Here is an 18,897-nt window from a genome sequence, read left to right as displayed (position 1 = left end):
CCCCGGGGTGGATAACCACCCCGGATGGCAAAACGTCGGCCCGGCCTCAGTCGTACATCGCGTCGATCATCCCGGCGTACCTGGCGTGGATGACGCGCCGCTTGAGCTTGAGGCTGGGGGTGAGCTCCTCCGTCTCCGGTGTCCACTCGACCGGGAGCAGCCGCCACCTCTTCACCTGCTGAACCCGGGCGAGCTTGGCGTTCGCCGCCTCCACCGCGGCCTCGACCGCCTTCAGCACGTCCGGGTGCTCGGCCAGCTCGGCGAGGTCGGCGAACGAGATGCCCTGCGCCCGCGCCCATCCCGGGGCGATCTCGCCATCGAGGGTCAGGATCGCCACGGGGTACGGCCGGCGGTCGCCGTAGGCGAGGGCCTGCCCGACCAGCGGATGTTCCTTGAGCGCGTTCTCGATGTTGGCCGGTGAGATGTTCTCGCCGCCCGCGGTGATGATGAGCTCCTTCTTGCGGTCGACGATCCGGATGAAGCCGTCCTCGTCGACCGATCCGACGTCGCCCGTGCGCAGCCAGCCGTCCGCGTCGAAGAGGTCGGCACCGGCGTCCGGGCGGTTGAGGTAGCCGCTGGTGTTGAGCGGGCTACGCGTGAGGATCTCGCCGTCCTCGGCGATCCGCACCTCGACGCCCGGCTCCGCCCGGCCGACCGTGCCCAGCTTGTACACGGCCGGGCTGTTGGCCGTGAACGCGCCGGTCGTCTCGGTCATGCCGTACACGTCCACGACCTTCATGCCGAGGCCGGCGAAGAAGCGCTGCACCTCGATCGGCATGGGAGCGGCGGCGGTGGCGAGCCACTCCGCCCGGTCGAAGCCGATCATGGCCCGGATGACGGAGAGCAGCGCGGCGTCCGCCCGGTCGTAGGCGGCCTGGACCTCTGGCGTGGCGGTCGCGCCGTACTGGCCGGCCTCGACATAGGCGAGCCCGGCGGCCATGGCCGCGCGGACGTTGTCCTGCTGCTCCTGCGGCTGGGTGGCGAGCAGCGCCTGGAGCCGGGCCGCCATCTTCTCCCAGACCCGGGGCACGCCGAAGAACATCATCGGTTTGACCTGGGCGAGGGCCCCGCCCAGGTGCGCCAGGTCGGTGCAGAAATAGACGTGGGAGACCTTGAAGACCGGCAGGTAGAGGCTGAGCACGCGCTCGGCGATGTGGGCGTAGGTGAGGTAGGAGATCTGCGTGCCCAGGGTGGGCAGCTTCGTCATCTTGTCGGTGGCCGCGGCCTCGTAGACCACGTTGGTGTGGGTGAGCGGCACGCCCTTCGGGTTCCCGGTGGTGCCGGACGTGTAGAGGACGGTCGCCACGTCGCCGGGGCCGACCGCCCGCCAGCGGGACTCGATCGCCTCGGGATCGGCGGCCAGCCGCTCGGCCCCGAGGGCCAGGAAGTCCTCCCAGCTCAGGAAGCGGTCACCGGCCGGCGCCCCGTCGAGCACGATGACCTTCTCCACCCGGGGCAGCTCCGAGAGGACCGGCTCCCAGCGGGCCAGATCGGCGGGGCCGCCGAGGACGACCACCTTGGCCGCGACATCGTCCGCGATGAACGCCACCTGGTCGGGCGTGAAGGTGCTGTAGACCGAGCAGGGGACGGCGCCCGCGTGGACCGCTCCCAGGTCGGCGAGGACGTGCTCACTCCGGTTGACCATCATCAGGGCGACCGCGTCGCCTGGGCCGACGCCCAGGGCGGCGTACCCGGCCGCGATCTCCAGGACCCTCCGCCGCGCCTCCGCGTACGTGAGGGTGGTCCAGCCGCCGTCCAGGGGATCGGAGTAGGCGGGTGCGTCAGGATGATCGGCGGCCGTCCGCCTGAGCTGTTCACAGATCGTCAGGCCCGCGATCTCGTTCTCGATCGCGGCGCGCTCCTCAAGGACCCCGGGCATCGCGCCTCCAGTGCGTGGAGTCTTGGACGAGTGGCCTGCATCGCACCACATCCGATCAAGCCGGACAAGACCCAGTCAGCAACGGGTCCCTCGGCGCTTGCCGTACCGGCCACGGGGCACTCATCCGTATACGCGCGGCGATGTGTCGGCTTCCCGCCGTGATCGGGGACAGTGCGGGGACAGGACATGGAATCGGAGACGCGGGTAGCACGCGAGCGGACGTTCTTCGGGCATCCGCGCGGCCTGGCCACGCTGTTCGGCACCGAGATGTGGGAGCGGTTCAGCTACTACGGCATGCGGGCCATCCTGGTGCTGTTCCTCACCGCTCCCCCGGTGCGCGGGGGGATGGGCCTGCCCAAGGTCACCGCGGTCGGCGTCTACGGCGTCTACATCGCCTCGGTCTACCTGCTCGCCCTCGCGGGCGGGTGGATCTCCGACCGGATCCTCGGCCCGCGCAGGGCCGTGCTGTACGGCGGGGCCGTCATCATGGCGGGGCACACGAGCATGGCCGTACCCGCGGGAGGCGGGTTCGTGTGGCTGGGCCTCACCCTGATCGCGCTGGGCAGCGGCCTGATGAAGCCGAACATCTCGGCCATCGTCGGCGACCTCTACCGCCATGAGGACGACGCCCGCCGCGACTCCGGCTACTCGGTGTTCTACATGGGCGTCAACGTGGGCGCGTTCGCCGGGATCCAGGTCGTGCCGTGGCTGCAGCGGGGCGACCGCTGGCACCTGGCGTTCGGCGCGGCGGCGGTGGGCATGGCCTTCGGGCTCCTGCAATACGTGCTGGGCCGGCGGCACCTGAAGGGCGCCGGCGAGCACCCCGAGCACCGCTTGACGCCCGAGGAGCGGGCCCGCTTCACGCGGATCGCCCTGCCCACGGCCGTGGCGGCGGTGACCGCGATGGCCCTGTGGGCGGCCAGCGGGACGCTGACCCTCGATCGCTTCACCATCGTGCTGACGGTGCTGTCCGCCGTCGTCCCCGCGGCGTACTTCGTCTTCCTGTTCGCCGGTACGCACGAGATCACCCCGGAGGAGCGGACCCGGCTGACCGCGTACGTGTGGCTGTTCGCCGCCGCCGCGATCTTCTGGATGATCTACGACCAGGCCGGAGGGGCGCTCACGCTCTTCGCCCAGGAGCGCACCGACCTGAACATCCTCGGCTTCGACGTGCCGCCCGGCTGGGTGTCCAACGTCAACTCCGTCGCGATCATCATCCTGGCGCCGGTGTTCGCGGAGATCTGGATCAAGGCGGGCGACCGGATCGGCACACCGCTCAAGTTCGCGGTCGCGCTCGTCGTGATCGGGCTGAGCTTCGTGGTGATGGCCGCGGCCGCGGTGGCCGCGTCCGGCCCGGCCAAGGTGTCGATCATGTGGCTGATCTCGGTGTACCTCGTCCAGACGATCGGCGAGCTGTTCATCAGCCCGGTCGGCCTGTCGGTCACCAACAAGCTCGCCCCGCACGCGTTCGTGAACCAGATGATGGGTGTCTGGTTCCTCGCCGTCGCCCTGGGCGACTCGATCGGCGGTCAGGCGTACCGGCTGACCTCCGTGATCCCGATGCCGATGTACTACCTGAGCCTGGCCCTCGTCTCCGTGGTGGCGGGTCTCGCGATGCTGGTCTTCTCGAAGCGGCTCGCGCGCCTTATGCGAGACTGATGAGCCGTGACCCCCGTCCTCGACCTCGCCGGGATCTTCGTCTTCGCCCTGTCCGGCGCGCTGGAAGGCGTGCGCAAGCGGCTGGACGTCGTCGGCATGGTGGTGCTCGCGTTCTTCACCGCCGTCGGCGGCGGCATCATGCGCGACCTTTTCATCGGCGTTCAGCCGGCCGCCTTCCGCGACACCGGATATCTGCTGGTGCCGATCGCGGCCACCGCGATCGCCTTCCTCTGGCATCCCCAGGTCGAGCGGGCCATGCCCGGGGTGCTGGTCTTCGACGCGGCGGGGCTCGGCCTGTTCTGCGCGGTCGGGACCACCAAGGCGCTGCACGCCGGCCTGGCCCCGCTGCACGCCGTGCTCCTCGGCGTCTGCACCGCCGTGGGCGGAGGCGTCATCCGCGACGTCCTGTCCGGCGAGATGCCGACCCTGCTCTACGACCGTCAGCTCTACGCCGTCCCGGCGATGCTCGGCTCCACGGCGATGGCCATCCTGTACACGGCGGGCGTGCGCGGGTTCGCCGCCACCCTGTTCTCGGCCCTGCTCGCCTTCACGTTCCGCATCCTCGCCATGCGCTTCGGCTGGCGGGCGCCCCTCGCCAGGGGCATCAGAGGGTCGGGGTGAGCGGCTCCCCCGGGCGGTAGCCGTACGATCCGGTTCCGGCGGCGATGCGGTGGACCGCGTCGGTGAGGACGTCGGGCGGCTGGGTGAACGGGATCCTGACGTACCGTTCGAGCGTCCCGTCGACGCCGAACCACGGTCCGGGCGCGATCCGCACGCCCCTGGCCGCCGCCGCGTCGGCGAGCGGGGTCGCGACGGGCGCGTCCAGCCTGATCCACAGCGAGCCGCCTCCCGAGGGCGGCGTGAAGGACCACGAGGGCAGCTCCTCGCGCAGCGCCTCGGTGAGCGCGGCCCGCGAGGCGCGCAGCGACCGGCACCGGTCGGCACGGGTCTCCTCCAGCCGGTCGAACAGGTGCGTCACCACCAGCTGCTCGAAGACCGCGCCGGCGATGTCCACGGACGCCCGGAAGAGCGCGAGCCGCCGGACCAGCGCGGCGGTGGCGCGGATCCAGCCGACGCGCAGGCCGCCCCACCAGAGCTTGGACGCCGAGCCGACGCTGATCACCCGGCCGTCGGTGTCGAAGGCGGCGAGCGGCGAGCGGCGCCCGACGTCGTCGAGCGCCAGTTCGGCCCAGGTCTCGTCGGCGAGCACCGTCGTGTCGTGGCGGCGGGCGGCGGCCACCAGCGCGGCCCGCTCCGCGTCGCCCATGAGGTGGCCGGTGGGGTTCTGGAAGTCCGGGATGACGTACGCGAGGCGGGCGGCGGACTGCCGCATCGCGCCCGTCAGCAGGTCCATGTGCCAGCCGTCCTCCTGGATGCCGGTCGGGACCAGGCGGGCGCCGCGCAACCGCGCGACGTCGATCGCGTGCGGGAAGGTCGGCGACTCCACCAGCACCGGGTCCCCCGGGCCGACGAGCAGCGTCATGACGAGGTGGATGGCGTGCTGGGCGCCCGCGGTGACCATGATCTGCTCGGGCCGGGTCGCCAGGCCGCGTTCGCCGTACCTCCGGGCGATGGCCTCCCTCAGCGGCGCGACACCGACGGGGTCGTATCCCATGCCCAGCGCGTACCGGTGGTAGGCCCTGCCGGCTTCGGCGATGGCGTCGCCGAGGTAGGGCGTCGCGGGCGGCGCGGCACAGTGCAGCGGGAGCCGTCCGGCGTCGTCGGGGACGATCCAGGGCCCCTCGACGCCGAGCGCGGCCGGATCGGGCAGCGCGGTCCAGCTGCCCGCCCCTTGGCGGCTCTCCAGGAAGCCCTGCTCCCTCAGCCGGTCGTAGGCGGTGGTGACCGTCGTACGGCTGACGCGCAGCGCCTCGGCGAGGTGCCGTTCGGCGGGCAGCCGCACCCGTACGGCCAGCCGGCCGTCCAGGATCAGCGTCCGCACCGCCTCCGCGAGGGCCTTGTAGTACGGCCGGGCACCCGCCGGGACCTCGATGATCCTGGCCAGTTGGAGCGCACTAAGATGACGGTCCATAAGTCCAATTTTCCTGATTGGCCCTTTATTTGCAAGTAAATGGCCCGAAGTATGGGAACCACTATGAGCGAACTCTCACTGCCCCGCTCCGGTTCCCTGGCCGCCCGACTCCTGCGCCTGTACGTCGGCCTGGCGGGATACGGCGTCGGCATCGGCCTGCTGGTCCACTCCGGGCTCGGTCTCGACCCCTGGGAGGTCTTCCACCAGGGGATGGCGATCCGTACCGGCTGGTCGATGGGCCTGTGCATCAACCTCGTCGGCGCTCTGGTGCTGCTGCTGTGGATCCCGTTGCGCCAGCGCCCCGGCCTCGGCACGATCAGCAACGTCCTGGTGGTCGGCACCTGCGCCGACGCCACCATGGCGCTGGTCACCGTCCCGTCCCACTGGGTCCTGAAGTGGGCCTTCCTGCTCGGCGGCATCGTCTGCATCGCCGCCGCCTCGGGCCTGTACATCGGCGCGGGGTTCGGCGCCGGGCCACGTGACGGCCTGATGACCGGGCTCCACCGCCTCGGCCTGTCGATCCGCGTGGCCAGGACTCTGGTGGAGCTGACCGCGCTCGCCGTGGGCTGGCTCCTCGGCGGCACCGTCGGCGTCGGAACGATCGTCTTCGCCCTCACGATCGGGCCCACGACCCAGTTCTTCATGAAAGCTCTGCGCGCCGTACCCGCCCGCACGTATTAGCGTGATCGGCATGCGGATCGAGGACTACGCCCTCATCGGAGACATGCAATCGGCCGCTCTCGTCGGCCGGAACGGCTCGATCGACTGGCTCTGCCTGCCGAGGTTCGACTCCCCCGCCTGCTTCGCCGCACTGCTCGGGGACGCGTCCAACGGCTCCTGGAGGCTGGCGCCCTCGAGCGCCTGGCGCGAGGACGGGTCCATGGCCACGCGACGGGCCTACCGGGACGAGACGCTGATCCTGGAGACCGTGTGGGAGACCCCCACGGGCTCGGTGAAGGTGACCGACTTCATGCCACCCCGGCAGTCCAACCCCGACCTGGTGCGGATCGTGGAGGGCCTGTCCGGGACCGTCGAGATGAGCACCGAGATCCGCATCCGGTTCGACTACGGCCGGATCGTGCCGTGGGTGCGCCGTGTGGAGGGCAACGTGCTCGCCGTCGGCGGCCCCGACTCGGTGTGGCTGAGCTCCCCCGTCCCGCTGAAGGGCGGCCACTACCGGCACGCCGCCACCTTCAACGTCTCGGCCGGGGACCGGCTGCCGTTCGTGTTCACCTGGCAGCCCTCGCACGAGGCCGCGCCCGAGCTGATCGACCCGTTCGAGCAGCTCTCGGAGACCGAGCAGCTCTGGAAGCAGTGGGTCTCCGGGTGCACCTACCAGGGCCGCTGGCGGGAGGCGGTGGTCCGCTCGCTGATCACCTTGAAGGCGCTGACCTACTCCCCGACCGGCGGGATCGTGGCCGCCCCCACGACCTCGCTGCCCGAGGACCTCGGCGGGACCCGCAACTGGGACTACCGCTTCTGCTGGTTGCGCGACGCCGCGATGACCCTCGACGCCCTCGTCGGCGCGGGATACCTGGAGGAGGCCCGCGCCTGGCGCGAGTGGCTGCTGCGGGCCATCGCCGGGCGCCCGGAGGACATGCAGATCATGTACGGCGTGGCCGGCGAGCGGCGGCTGCCCGAGCTGACCCTCGGCTGGCTCCCCGGCTACGAGGACTCCGCTCCGGTCCGCATCGGCAACGGCGCGGCCACGCAGTTCCAGCTCGACGTCTACGGCGAGGTCGTCAACTCCCTGTACGTCTCGCGCCGCGAGGGGCTGCCGCCCAGCAACCACGCCTGGTCCCTGGTGCGCAGGATGATGGAGTTCCTGGAGACGGGCTGGCAGCTGCCCGACGCGGGCCTGTGGGAGGTCCGCGGCCCCCGGCGGCACTTCGTTCACTCCAAGATCATGGCGTGGGTCGCCGTCGACCGGGTCGTCCGGGTGGTCCACGAGCTGCACCGCACCGGCCCGGTGGAGCGCTGGGCCGCCCTGCGCGACCGGATCCACGCCGAGGTGTGCGAGAAGGGCTTCGACGCCGAACGCGGCACCTTCACCCAGTCGTACGGCTCCCGCGAGCTGGACGCGTCGCTGCTGATGATCCCGATCGTCGGCTTCCTGCCCCCGGAGGATCCCCGGGTGCGCTCCACGATCGAGGCGATCGAGCGCGAGCTGATGACGGACGGTTTCGTGCTGCGCTATCCCGTCGCCACCGAGAACACCGTCGACGGCCTGCCGGGCGGCGAGGGCGCGTTCCTCGCGTGCAGCTTCTGGCTGGCCGAGGCCAGGGCGATGGTGGGCCGCAGGAAGGAGGCGATCGAACTGTTCGAGCGGCTGCTCGCCCTGCGCAACGACGTCGGCCTGCTCGCCGAGGAGTACGACCCGCGCTACGGGCGGCTGGTGGGCAACTTCCCGCAGGCGTTCAGCCACGTGCCGCTGATCCACACCGCGCAGGCGCTCAGCGTCTGACCCTCACGCATCCCCTCACACATCCCCTCACACATCGCGGAACGGCCCGCCGTGCCGCGGGGTTTTCGCCGCGCCCTACGGCCGGGCCCGGTTCGCGATCCGGGCCAGGAGCCGGGCGAACTCCGGCGGCGGCGCGATGACGAGGCGGGTCTGCCCGTCCTGGGCGACCACGTCGGCCTGGATGCGGGTCAGCCGCCATCCGTGCCCGGCGTCGATGTGCCACCAGTAGACGTGGGGGCTCAGCCCGTCGTGCCGCTCGTCGTACTCCCGCTGGGCGAAGATCCGCAGCCGCTCGATCGCGCGGACCACGCCGATCCCGTCGACCGGGTGGAGGGCCACCACGCCGGGGTGGGGCAGGGCGACCAGCATGCCGTCGTCCGGGACCGGGACATACCGCTCCAGGCTGCGCAGGTGGGCCGCCGCACTGGGCGCGGACAGCAGGCCCGCGCGCACCCCGCCGAGGTCGATCCGCGACACCGCCGGCCGCTCGTCCGCCAGGGCGTTCGCCACCGCCACGTCGAGCGCCTCGGCCGGGGGGATGGGCCAGCAGAACGCCTCCTCCGGGCGTACCGGCCGGGCCCCGATCGTGAGGACCTCGATCAGGTCGGCGCTGAGGTGGCGGCCGATGATCCGGGAGGGGTCGGGGATCGCGGGGTCGTCGGCGGCGCGCACCCGGGTGCGCAGCAGCGGCCGGATCGGGGCCAGGTTGCAGGCGTCGAACGGCTCACCGGACACGGCGTGGGCGAGGTGCTCGGAGACGAGCATCGGCCAGTCCTCGCGGGACCGGCGGGCGGCCTCGCGCCGCAGCCCGACCAGATTCACCACGCGGACCTGGCCCGGCCGGGTGTCGTGGCCGTCGCCGAGCGGCGGGGAGCCCATCGTCAGTGACCCGCCGTCCGGGGCGAACACGCACGTGAAGCCCATGGTCTCGGCGACCAGGGCGAGCAGGGAGTCGAGGTCGACGTCCTCGACGGATCTCGGTGCGGGAAGGTCAGGCCGCTTCCGGCCGCGCAGTCGCCGCAAGAGTCCCAAAGCACCATCCCTCCGCCGCTGCCAGGAAATTTCCGGGCGGACTTTAGGGTGCCCTCTCAGGATCGCGGAAGAGACCCGTCAGAGAACACGATTGTGTATCAATAACCCCATCCGCCTCCATCCACACACTGAACTGTGGTGAGCCGTGGCCGATCGGGAGCCCCGCGATGATCGGCACGGCGAGCGGGGCCAGCCGGTCGGTCAGCACGTCGAGCACCTCGCCGGGGTCACCGCACCCCACCCAGGAGCCGAGCGCGAATCCGGCCGCGCCGTCGAGGCTGCCCGCCTGCAGGAGCTGGGTGAGCATCCGGTCGATCCGGTACGGCTGCTCGCCCACGTCCTCGAGAAGCACGATGTGCCCGTCGGCGCGGAAGCCGTACGGGGTGCCGCAGAGGGCGGCGAGCAGGCTCAGGTTCCCGCCGCCGAGCGGGCCCTCGGCCCGGCCGGGGAGGAGGACCCGGTCACCGTGGACGGGGGCGGCCCGCTCCCCCTCGAACAGGGCTCCGCGCAGATGGCCGAGCGTCTCCGGCTCCGGGCCCTCCGGGTCGCCGAGGAGCGCGCAGGCGGGCATGGGGCCGAAGAGCGTCGCGACGCCCATCTCCTTGGCGAAGGCGAGGTGGAGCGCGGTGATGTCGCTCGACCCGAGCAGGATCTTCGGCCCGGCCGCGCGCATCGCGTCCCAGTCGAGCGGTTCGAGCAGCCGGGTGGCGCCGTACCCGCCCCTGGCGCAGATCACCGCGGACACCGCGGGATCGCACCACGCCGCCTGGAGATCGACGACGCGGGCGGAGTCGGGACCGGCGAGGAAACCCTCCCTGCCCAGCACCCGCGAGCCGACGATCACGTCGAGGCCGAGCCCCTTGAGGACGTCCTCGCCGCGTTCCAGCCGGGCCGGATCGACCGGGCCCGAGGGGGCGACGACCGCCACGGTGTCGCCGGGACGCAACCGGCGTGGAAGCTCAGCCACGGCGCGCCCCGGTGTGGATGCGTTCGTTCACCTCGCAAAGGCTGTCAGACTAGCCGTACCTATGCGACCTCCGACACACATCTTGGTTGTCAACGGCGTCAAGGTCCGCCGTCCCGTGTTCGTGCTCGCCGCCCCGCACTCCGGCGCGGATCTCCTCGCCCGTGCGTTGAAACGTTCGCCGGGCTTCCACGTGACGATGGGCCGCGCCGCGGTGGCCCGCGTCGTCTACGCGTTCGCCCGCAGGCCGTCCATCGCGCGCAGCGGCGGGGCGCCGAGCGTGATCAGGGACACGCTCGCGGAGGCGTGGCGGATCGGCCCGGACGCCTGCGCCGAGTGCCCCGCCGCCTGCCGGGACGCGGGCGGCATCGTCGGGACGGGCCCGTGCGCGCAGACGGCGACGCTGGCCAGGTTCGGGGACGCCGGTCCCGACCTGCTCTACAGCGCGCCGGTGCTGCTCCAGGCGTTCCCCGACGCCAGATTCGTCCAGATCATCAGGGACGGCCGGGACGTGGTCGCCGACATGCTGGCCGACCCCGCCTGCATGGCCTGGTTCCGTCCCCACATGCTCACCGAGGACGCGGAGTTCCCCAACCCCTTCCTCGGGGTGAACTCCGCCGAGCACCGCGACCGGTGGAAGGTGATGCCCGCCGCGGGCAAGTGCGCGCTGCGCTGGCGGGGTGCCGTACGGCTCAGCGCGGCGCTCCGCCAGGAGCTTCCCCGCGAGCAGCTGCTGACGCTCCGCTACGAGGACATGCTGGCCGCGCCCGGCGAGGCCGTCGAAGGCGTGGCCGAGTTCCTCGGGACCGCGGTCTCCACGGTCGCGTTGTACGGCACGGCGGCCGCCCGGCGCACGCGGCTGTCCGCCTCCGACCTCGCGCTGGTGGAGAAGGTCGCGCGCGAGGAGCTCACACGTCTGGGCTACCTGTGAACTGGGTCCGGTACAGCTCGGCGTAGGCGCCGCCCCGGGCGAGCAGCTCGTCGTGGCCTCCGCGCTCCACGACCTGGCCGTCCTGGATCACCAGGATCGTGTCGGCCTCCCTGATCGTGGAGAGCCGGTGGGCGATCACCAGTGACGTCCGCCCGGCCAGCGCGATCTTGAGCGCCTTCTGCACGGCCGCCTCGGACTCGGAGTCGAGATGGGCGGTGGCCTCGTCCAGCACGACGACGTCGGGCGCCTTGAGCAGCAGCCGGGCCAGCGCGACGCGCTGCTTCTCACCTCCCGAGAGCCGGTATCCGCGGTCACCCACGACCGTGTCCAGTCCCTCGGGCAGCGCGCCGACGAGGTCGCCGATCTGGGCCGCGCGCAGCGCCTCCCAGATCTCGTCGTCGGTCGCATCGGGACGCGCGTAGCGCAGGTTGTTGCCGATCGTGTCGTGGAACAGGTGGGAGTCCTGCATGACGACGCCGACCGTGTCCCTGATGCTGTCCATCGTGGCGTGCCTGACGTCGTGCCCGTTGAGGCGGACGACGCCCTCGTTCACGTCGTACAGGCGGGACACCAGCGACGTGAGGGTGGTCTTGCCCGCGCCGGAATGGCCGACCAGGGCGACCAGCTCCCCCGGCCGCGCGGTGAACGTCACGCCCTTGAGCACCGGCTGGGAAGGACCGGTGTCGGGCCGCGCGACCGATTCGAGCGAGGCCAGCGACACCTCGGAAGCCGCCGGGTAGCGGAAGTGCACGTCGTCGAACTCGATCGTCACCGGTCCGCCGGGGATCGGCCGGGCGTCCGCCGCCTCCGCGACCATGGGCTTGAGGTCCAGCACCTCGAAGACCCGGTCGAAGCTCACGAGCGCGGTCATCACGTCCACGTGCACGTTCGACAGGCTGGTCAGCGGGCCGTACAGGCGCATCAGCAGGGCGCCGAGGGCGACCAGCGTGCCGACCTCGAACACCCCGTTCACCGACAGGACGCCGCCGAAGCCGTAGACCAGCGCGGTGGCGAGCGCCGCGACCAGGCCGAGCGCGATCCGGAAGACCGCGCCGTACATCGCGACGATCACGCCCACGTCACGCACCCGCCCGGCCCGCCCGGCGAAGTGGACGGCCTCGTCGTCGGGCCTGCCGTACAGCTTGGCGACCATGGCGCCGGCGACGTTGAAGCGCTCGGTCATCATCGAGCTCATCTCCGCGTCGAGCTGCATCTGCTCGCGGGTGAGCGCCGACATCCGCCGGCCGACCCATTTCGCGGGGAAGATGAAGATCGGCAGCAGGACCAGAGCGACCAGGGTGATCTGCCAGGACAGCGCGAGCATGGCGCCGAGCACCACGACGAGGCTGACCACGTTGGAGACCACGGACGACAGCGTGCTCGTGAGGGCCCGCTGCGCGCCGATGACGTCGGTGTTCAGCCGGGACACCAGCGCGCCGGTCTGCGCCCGCATGAAGAACGCCACGGGCATGCGCTGGACGTGGTCGAACACCTCCGTGCGGAGGTTGTAGATCAGGCCCTCGCCGATCCGCGCGGAGAACCACCGCTGGACCAGGCCGATCCCGGCGTCCAGCACCGCGAGCACGCCGATGGCGGCGGCCAGCCAGAGCACGATGTCGACGCGGCCGAGCCTGATGCCGTCGTCGATGATCGACTTCATCAGGAGCGGGTTCGCGACCACGATCAGCGCGCCGAGCACGACGAGCACGAGGAACCCGGCGATCTGCCCCTTGAACGGGCGGGCGTACCCCGCGATGCGCCGGACGGTGCCCGGCGCGAGCCGCTCCTTCGTCACCGAGCTGTCACGCCGGAGAGACCGCATCATCTGGGGGCCGTAGCCCCCACCCATCATCGCCACGTTCGTCCTCCCGCTTGTGAAGCACCCGGGAGGATACTCCCGATTCCTTCGTCAGCTGGAGGCGAACAGGGCGCGGATCCGGACCGCCTGTTCCGCACGCTCGGCGGCGGCCTGCTCCTCCAGGGTCCGGCCGGGAGCCCCCTGAAGCAGCCGCTTGGTCGCCGTCGCGGCGTCCCTGTTCGTACTGAGCAGCGCGGCCGCGAGGTCGCGTACGGCCTGCGGCAGCTCCTCACCGGGAACCACCAGCTCGGCCAGGCCGAGCCGGAACGCCTCCTGCGCGCCGACGGTGCGGGCGGTCAGGCAGATCTCGATGGCCCGAGGCACGCCGACGATGTCGACGAGCGGCTTGGTGCCGGTGAGATCGGGAACCAGCCCGAGCGCCGGCTCCTTCATGCAGAACATGACGTCTTCCGCGACGATCCGCAGGTCGCAGGAGAGCGCCAGCTGGAACCCGGCCCCGATCGCATGGCCCTGGACGGCGGCGATGGAGACGATGCCGGGCCGGCGGAGCCACAGGAACCCGCGCTGGGCCCGCGCGACCGCCTGTTCGAAGGCCGCGTCGTCGAGCCCGGCGACCGTGCCGAACGACCCCTGCCCCGGCACCCCTTCGGGCGTGAACATGCGCAGGTCGATGCCCGCTGAGAAGGACGGCCCCTCACCACGGACCACGACCACCCGTACCTGATCCGGGAGATTGTCCCCGATCCGGGTCAGTGCCGACCAGGTGGCGAACGTCTGGGCGTTGCGCCGTTCCGGCCGGTCCAGGGTGATGGTCGCGATCTCGCCGTCCACCTCAAAGCGCAGTCCGATCTCCGCGAGCTCAGTCGCCGAGATCGCCTCCGTGCTCCCCCCAAGTGTCGCTTCCGCCATCCTCAGCTCCTACATCCCGGTCGAGTGGTCTCCGCGGTCCCACCCCGAGCCTACCGAATATCGTTCGGATGGCTCCTGACAGGACCGCCCGGCATGCGGGAACGTGCGGCTGCGGTCGCGCGCGTTGCGAGGCGGATCTCTAGCGCTTGGACTTCCCTCGGGTCGCCCCGCCGCGCCCGCGCAGAGCCACACCGGACTCGCTCAGGATGCGGTGGATGAACCCGTAGGACCGGCCGGTCGAAGCGGCCAGCGCGCGGATGCTCTCACCCGCGGCGTACCGCTTCTTGAGATCGCTGGCCAGTTTTTCACGGTCGGCCCCGGTCACCCGGGTGCCCTTCTTCAGAGTCTCGGCCACGAGTACCTCCTGTAGTGCCAGACTTCCGCAGCGTTACTCACGCCATGATCAGTCATTTCGGCGGGATCGGCTACCTACTCGGCGGGAAAAGATCCCTACCCGCTCAAATTAAGATCAGGCGAGGGCCACAAGATCGGAAAATTCGTCGCTCCAGGCGTCCTCTACTCCGTCGGGCAGCAGGATCACCCTGTCCGGCTGAAGTGCGTCGACGGCTCCCTCGTCGTGCGTGACGAGCACGATGGCGCCGGCGTAGGACCGCAGCGCCGACAGGACCTGGTCCCGCGAGGCCGGATCGAGGTTGTTGGTGGGCTCGTCCAGAAGTAGCACGTTGGCGCTCGACAACACCAGCGTCGCCAGGGCGAGTCGCGTCTTCTCCCCGCCGGACAGGACCCCCGCGGGCTTGTCCACGTCGTCCCCGCTGAACAGGAACGAGCCGAGCACCTTGCGCAGGTCGACGTCGGCGAGATCGGGGCCCGCGGAGCGCATGTTCTCCAGGACCGTGCGGTCCGGGTCGAGGGTCTCGTGCTCCTGGGCGTAGTAGCCCAGCTTGAGGCCGTGACCCGGCCTGACCTCGCCGGTGTCGGGCGTCTCGATGCCGCCGAGCAGGCGCAGCAGCGTGGTCTTCCCCGCACCGTTCAGGCCCAGGATGACCACGCGGGAGCCCCGGTCCACGGCGGCGTCCACGTCTGTGAAGACCTCCAGCGAGCCGTACGACTTCGACAGCCCGGTGGCGGTCAGCGGGGTCTTGCCGCAGGGGGCGGGCTCGGGGAAGCGGAGCTTGGCGACCCGGTCACTGCGCCGCTCGCCCTCCACCCCGGCCAGCATGCGCCGGGCCCGGCGCTCCATGTCCTGCGCGGCCTTGGCCTTGGTGGCCTTGGCCCGCATCCGGTCGGCCTGCGAGAGCAGCACTGAGGCCTGTTTCTCGGCGTTGGCCCGCTCGCGCTTGCGGCGCTTCTCGTCGGTCTCGCGCTGGGCGAGGTAGGCCTTCCAGCCGACATTGTAGGTGTCGACCACGCAGCGGTTGGCGTCGAGGTGCAGAACGCGGTTTACCGTCGCTTCAAGGAGGTTGACGTCATGGCTGATGATCACCAAGCCGCCCTGGTGGGATCGTAAAAAATCACGAAGCCACCCGATCGAGTCCGCATCGAGGTGGTTTGTCGGCTCGTCAAGCAGGAGAGTCTCGGCTCCGCTGAAGAGGATCCGGGCCAGCTCGACCCGGCGGCGCTGCCCTCCGGAGAGGGTTTCCAGGGGCTGGGTGAGCACCCGGTCGGGCAGTCCGAGGCTGGAGGCGATCGAGGCCGCCTCCGACTCCGCGGCATAGCCGCCAAGCACGTGCAGGCGGTCCTCCAGCCGGCCGTACGCGCGGACCGCGCGGTCGCGGGTGCGCGAGTCGTCGGCGGCCATGCCGAGCTCGGCGGCCCGCAGCTCGCGCAGCACCTCGTCCAGACCGCGCGCGGACAGGATCCGGTCGCGGGCGAGGGTGCTCAGGTCGCCGGAGCGGGGATCCTGGGGCAGGTAGCCGACGCTGCCGGCCGCGGTGACCGAGCCGGCGGCGGGGATGCCCTCGCCCGCGAGCACCTTGGTCAGCGTGGTCTTGCCGGCGCCGTTGCGGCCGACGAGGCCGATCTTGTCTCCGGGATTCACCCGGAACGAGGCGCCCTCGATGAGCAGCCGGGACCCGGCGCGCAGCTCGACGTCAGTAGCAATGATCATGATTAGGGGAACATCCCGTGTGATGGGGTCAGGACCGGCGCGTGGTCGCACGGATGGCCGGCGAGTGCGAGAACGGATCCGCGCGAACTCGGGGAGATGATCAATCGGGAGCGCGCATACCGCCCAGTGTACGGCCTGTCCGCCGGTGACCTCCGGTCTCACGGCCGCGAAGCCCGGTTCGCCAGGCGTTGGAGGACATCGCCGGAGCCTGTACCGGTTCAGCGGATGCGTCACACCACTGCTACGCGCCGCCGGACGCTCCCTGGTCGAGGACGCGGACGCGGACCGCGCGAAACAGCCCCGGTGTCTCCCGCAGCACGGCCAGCCGGGGATCGGGGACCGTGAGGAACGGCTCGCGTTCGAGGGCGAGGAGCGGTGCCAGGAGCCGGTCGCCGCGCACCCCGTCGATCGCCCGCCGGTCGCCGCCGAGCAGGACGGCCTCCAGATCCCCCGCGTACGGCAGCAGCACCCGCGCGGCGACCTCGGCCGCCGCCCCCAGCGCCTCGCCGGACTGCTTCTCCCTGCGCCGGGCGAACCGCTGCTGGGACCACCCTCCCGCCGCGCTGCGTCCGTGGACCTGCCGGGAGCCGACCTTGGAGGCCACCAGCCGCTCTCCGTCGAACACGCCCGCGGCGTAGCCGCCGAGCCGTACCAGGAGGACGCCCACCAGGCGGTCGCGCCGCGCGTGCGCGGCGAGCGCCGCCACCGCCTCGCTCACCCCGAGGAACCGGTCGGGTGGATGTCCGAACGGATGTACGAGCGGATGTGCGAGGGGAGATTCGAGGGGGTGTCCGGGCGTCTCGGCGATCGGCTGTCCGGGAGACGCGCCGAACGGCCGTCCCGAGGGCTCGCCGGGTTGGACGGCCAGGGGCGGGAACGGCACGTGGCATTCGGCCACCGCCCCACCGGCCGCGGTCAGCCGTACGAGATCGGGGGTGGCCGTCACCTCGGCGGCGCCGTGGCGGGCCGTGAAGCCCTCGATCCAGCGCTCGACGCGTTCGGGGGCGACCGTCACCCATCTGCCCCCGCCCGCCGCCGGTCGTGCCGTCATGGGACCCGAGGCTATCCCGAGACCGCGCCGCGCCGTGTCCGGCCCTGTCACGGCCGCCGGACCAGGGGTGATATATCCCGACAGAACGGTAGGGGAAAAGTCGGTGAACTTCGTTTCGCGTCACTCCTGTCACCGATAGAGGAACAGCACAATTCAACCGTGTCGGTCCCTCTTCCCTTCGCGGCGCCGCTCGCCCAGTCCGCCCCGGACGTCACCGCGTCCGGCTCCTTCGCCGCGGATCCCCCGGGTCCCGGCCACGCTCCCGCTCCGGTCTTCCTGCCGATCGTCGACCTCGACACCGGTGGCGTCATCGCCGTCGAGGTCGCGGCGGGCGACGTCCCCGGGCTCGCGCCGTCCGACATCTCCAGCACCGTGCGGGGCCTGCTCGCCGCGTCACGCGCGGAGGCCCTGCTCCCCCTCGTGCTGCCGATCCCGGCCCGCGCGGTGATCGGCGGGTCCGGCGGCCTCGCCCCGCTGCACGAGGCGGTACGCGTCTCGGGCAGGCGGCCGCGCGAACTGATCCTCGTGATCGAGGGAGAGATCCCGGCGGCGGACCGGAGAGCGCTCCTCGCCGGGATCGACGGCCTGCGCGCCGCCGGATACCTCGTCGCCTTCGGCGGGCTCGGCAGCGCGCACCTGCCCCTCGACCTGCTCGCCGACGCGTCGCCGTACGTGATCGTGCTGGCCCGCGACCTCGTGGACCGGGTGCCACGCGATCCGCGCAGGAGCGCGCTCGCCGAGTCGCTCGTGGGGGTGGCGCGCGCCCTCGGCGCGCACGTGCTCGCCCCCGGCCTGCGGGACGAGGCCCAGCTCGCGGCGACGCGCGGATGGGGGATCCGGCTCGCCCAGGGCCCGCTGCTCGCGCCGATCGACTGGAAGCCGTCCAGCGGACGGGTCCAGCTGCACGTCCCGCTGCCCGTCCCGGACACCACGCCCGTGGCCGCGCTGCTCGGGCCGCGAGTCCAGGAGCTGCTGCTCCCGGCGGTGACGCTGTCCTCCGAGGCGACGGCGGAGGACGTCGTCGCGGCCTTCGGCTCCGAGCCGTCGATCACCAGCGTCATCCTGGTGGACGAGTACCAGCGGCCGGTCGGCAGCGTCGACCGGAGCCGCTTCCTGCTCTTCATGGCCGGCGCGTACGGCCACGCGCTGCACGCCAAGAAACCGGCCAGACGCCTGGCCGACACCACCAGGACGGTCCCCAGGACCACACCGGCGATCGCCGCCATGCAGCTCGCGGGCCGGGACGCGACCCGCGTCTACGACGACCTGGTCGTGGTCGACGAGGTCGGCCGCTGCATGGGCATCGTCCGCGTCGGCGACCTGATCCGCCACGTCGCCACCATTCCGTCGTCGTCCCGCTGACCGTGCGACCGCGTTGCCGCGTTGCCGCGTGGCCGCGTGGCCGCGCGACTGCGTGGCCGTGCGACCGCCGTTGCCGCGTGACCGTGCGATCGTGTGGTCCGCCGCGCGCGGACCGCGGGTCAGAGCCAGCCCTGCAGCCGCGACCGCTGCACGGCCTCGATGCGGTTGCGCGCGCCGGTCTTCTGGATGGCCGAGGAGAGGTAGTTGCGCACCGTGCCCTCGGACAGGTGCAACGCTCGGGCGATGTCCGCGATCGTCGAACCGTCCGCCGCCACGGCCAGCACGTCGCGCTCCCGCTGCGAGAGGGGGTTCGGCCCGGCGCTCAGCGCGGCGGCGGCCAGCCCGGGGTCGATCACCCGCTCGCCGCCCAGCACACGGCGGATCGCGACCGCCAGATCGCGCGCGGGGCTGTCCTTGACCAGGAACCCGGCGGCGCCGGCCTCCATCGCCCGGCGCAGGTATCCCGGGCGGCCGAATGTGGTCAGGATCATCACCCGGCATCCGGGCACCCGGTCGCGGATCTCCGCGGCGGCGGCGATGCCGTCCATCCCGGGCATCTCGATGTCCAGAAGGGCGACGTCGGGGCGGACCCGCGCGACGACGGCGACGGCCTCCTCGCCCGTGGCGGCCTCCCCCACGACCTCGATGTCCGGCTCCAGGTCCAGCAGGGACGCCAGGGCCCCTCTCACCATCGCCTGGTCCTCGGCCAGGATGACGCGGATCATGT

The 18,897-nt window shown here is 71.8% G+C and carries 16 protein-coding genes; 6 read left to right on the top strand and 10 right to left on the bottom strand.

The features are described from left to right. Positions 1–46: 46 nt before the first annotated feature. Positions 47–1,879, bottom strand: coding sequence for a long-chain fatty acid--CoA ligase (locus tag IMZ11_RS10605; RefSeq protein WP_228640092.1), 1,833 nt, complete (start codon positions 1,877–1,879; stop codon positions 47–49). 186 nt (positions 1,880–2,065) lie between these two features. Between IMZ11_RS10605 and IMZ11_RS10600 the strand changes: the two genes are divergently transcribed. Then, the gene (locus tag IMZ11_RS10600; protein ID WP_228640089.1) at positions 2,066–3,538 is read left to right on the top strand and encodes a peptide MFS transporter; all 1,473 of its coding nucleotides are present in this window, start codon (positions 2,066–2,068) and stop codon (positions 3,536–3,538) included. 6 nt (positions 3,539–3,544) lie between these two features. Further along, on the top strand, positions 3,545–4,159 hold the full coding sequence (locus IMZ11_RS10595; protein WP_061255610.1) for a trimeric intracellular cation channel family protein: 615 nt from the start codon (positions 3,545–3,547) through the stop codon (positions 4,157–4,159). Here the strand turns inward: IMZ11_RS10595 and IMZ11_RS10590 are convergent. Beyond that, entirely contained in the window at positions 4,143–5,570 is a 1,428-nt protein-coding gene (locus IMZ11_RS10590; RefSeq protein WP_228640086.1) for a PLP-dependent aminotransferase family protein, read from the bottom strand. The two genes, IMZ11_RS10595 and IMZ11_RS10590, sit on opposite strands and share 17 nt — an antisense overlap. 63 nt (positions 5,571–5,633) lie before the next feature. Here IMZ11_RS10590 and IMZ11_RS10585 point away from each other — a divergent pair, with 63 nt between their 5' ends. Together IMZ11_RS10585 and IMZ11_RS10580 are read left to right on the top strand one after the other, a co-directional pair. Next, on the top strand, positions 5,634–6,251 hold the full coding sequence (locus tag IMZ11_RS10585) for a YitT family protein (protein ID WP_228640084.1): 618 nt from the start codon (positions 5,634–5,636) through the stop codon (positions 6,249–6,251). Positions 6,252–6,261: 10 nt separating this feature from the next. Further along, on the top strand, positions 6,262–8,034 hold the full coding sequence (locus IMZ11_RS10580; protein ID WP_228640082.1) for a glycoside hydrolase family 15 protein: 1,773 nt from the start codon (positions 6,262–6,264) through the stop codon (positions 8,032–8,034). 75 nt (positions 8,035–8,109) lie between these two features. Here the strand turns inward: IMZ11_RS10580 and IMZ11_RS10575 are convergent, their stop codons facing one another. Together IMZ11_RS10575 and IMZ11_RS10570 are read right to left on the bottom strand one after the other, a co-directional pair. Next, positions 8,110–9,066: a hypothetical protein gene (locus IMZ11_RS10575; RefSeq protein ID WP_228640078.1), complete on the bottom strand. Its 957-nt coding sequence runs from the start codon at positions 9,064–9,066 to the stop codon at positions 8,110–8,112. A gap of 43 nt (positions 9,067–9,109) precedes the next feature. Then, entirely contained in the window at positions 9,110–10,033 is a 924-nt protein-coding gene (locus IMZ11_RS10570) for an LD-carboxypeptidase (protein ID WP_228640076.1), read from the bottom strand. Positions 10,034–10,094: 61 nt separating this feature from the next. Between IMZ11_RS10570 and IMZ11_RS10565 the strand changes: the two genes are divergently transcribed. Next, on the top strand, positions 10,095–10,961 hold the full coding sequence (locus IMZ11_RS10565; protein WP_228640074.1) for a sulfotransferase: 867 nt from the start codon (positions 10,095–10,097) through the stop codon (positions 10,959–10,961). Here IMZ11_RS10565 and IMZ11_RS10560 read toward each other — a convergent pair. The 5 genes from IMZ11_RS10560 to IMZ11_RS10540 all read right to left on the bottom strand — a co-directional run bounded on the left by IMZ11_RS10560 (position 10,939) and on the right by IMZ11_RS10540 (position 16,808). Beyond that, the gene (locus IMZ11_RS10560; RefSeq protein ID WP_228640072.1) at positions 10,939–12,786 is read right to left on the bottom strand and encodes an ABC transporter ATP-binding protein; all 1,848 of its coding nucleotides are present in this window, start codon (positions 12,784–12,786) and stop codon (positions 10,939–10,941) included. The two genes, IMZ11_RS10565 and IMZ11_RS10560, sit on opposite strands and share 23 nt — an antisense overlap. An 84-nt stretch (positions 12,787–12,870) precedes the next feature. After that, positions 12,871–13,689 (bottom strand): enoyl-CoA hydratase/isomerase family protein, encoded by an 819-nt coding sequence (locus IMZ11_RS10555; RefSeq protein ID WP_228640069.1) that lies wholly within the window; start codon positions 13,687–13,689, stop codon positions 12,871–12,873. Between the two features lie 139 nt (positions 13,690–13,828). Next, entirely contained in the window at positions 13,829–14,044 is a 216-nt protein-coding gene (locus IMZ11_RS10550; RefSeq protein ID WP_061255603.1) for a helix-turn-helix domain-containing protein, read from the bottom strand. 114 nt (positions 14,045–14,158) lie between these two features. Continuing rightward, complete coding sequence (locus IMZ11_RS10545) at positions 14,159–15,757, bottom strand: ABC-F family ATP-binding cassette domain-containing protein (RefSeq protein ID WP_061255602.1); 1,599 nt, start codon at positions 15,755–15,757, stop codon at positions 14,159–14,161. Positions 15,758–15,998: 241 nt separating this feature from the next. Continuing rightward, positions 15,999–16,808 (bottom strand): acVLRF1 family peptidyl-tRNA hydrolase, encoded by an 810-nt coding sequence (locus IMZ11_RS10540; RefSeq protein ID WP_228640066.1) that lies wholly within the window; start codon positions 16,806–16,808, stop codon positions 15,999–16,001. A gap of 159 nt (positions 16,809–16,967) precedes the next feature. Between IMZ11_RS10540 and IMZ11_RS10535 the strand changes: the two genes are divergently transcribed. After that, a complete protein-coding gene (locus tag IMZ11_RS10535; protein ID WP_228640063.1) occupies positions 16,968–18,170 on the top strand; it encodes an EAL domain-containing protein in 1,203 nt (400 codons plus the stop codon). Positions 18,171–18,289: 119 nt separating this feature from the next. Here IMZ11_RS10535 and IMZ11_RS10530 read toward each other — a convergent pair whose 3' ends face one another. Continuing rightward, the gene (locus tag IMZ11_RS10530; protein ID WP_228640061.1) at positions 18,290–18,895 is read right to left on the bottom strand and encodes a response regulator transcription factor; all 606 of its coding nucleotides are present in this window, start codon (positions 18,893–18,895) and stop codon (positions 18,290–18,292) included. Between the last annotated feature and the right edge of the window lie 2 nt (positions 18,896–18,897).

The sequence above is a fragment of the Microtetraspora sp. AC03309 genome, from assembly GCF_020826795.1.
Taxonomy (GTDB): Bacteria; Actinomycetota; Actinomycetes; order Streptosporangiales; family Streptosporangiaceae; genus Microtetraspora; species Microtetraspora glauca.
Note: the sequence above shows the minus strand (reverse complement) of the source record. Positions and strands in the feature narration are given on the sequence as shown.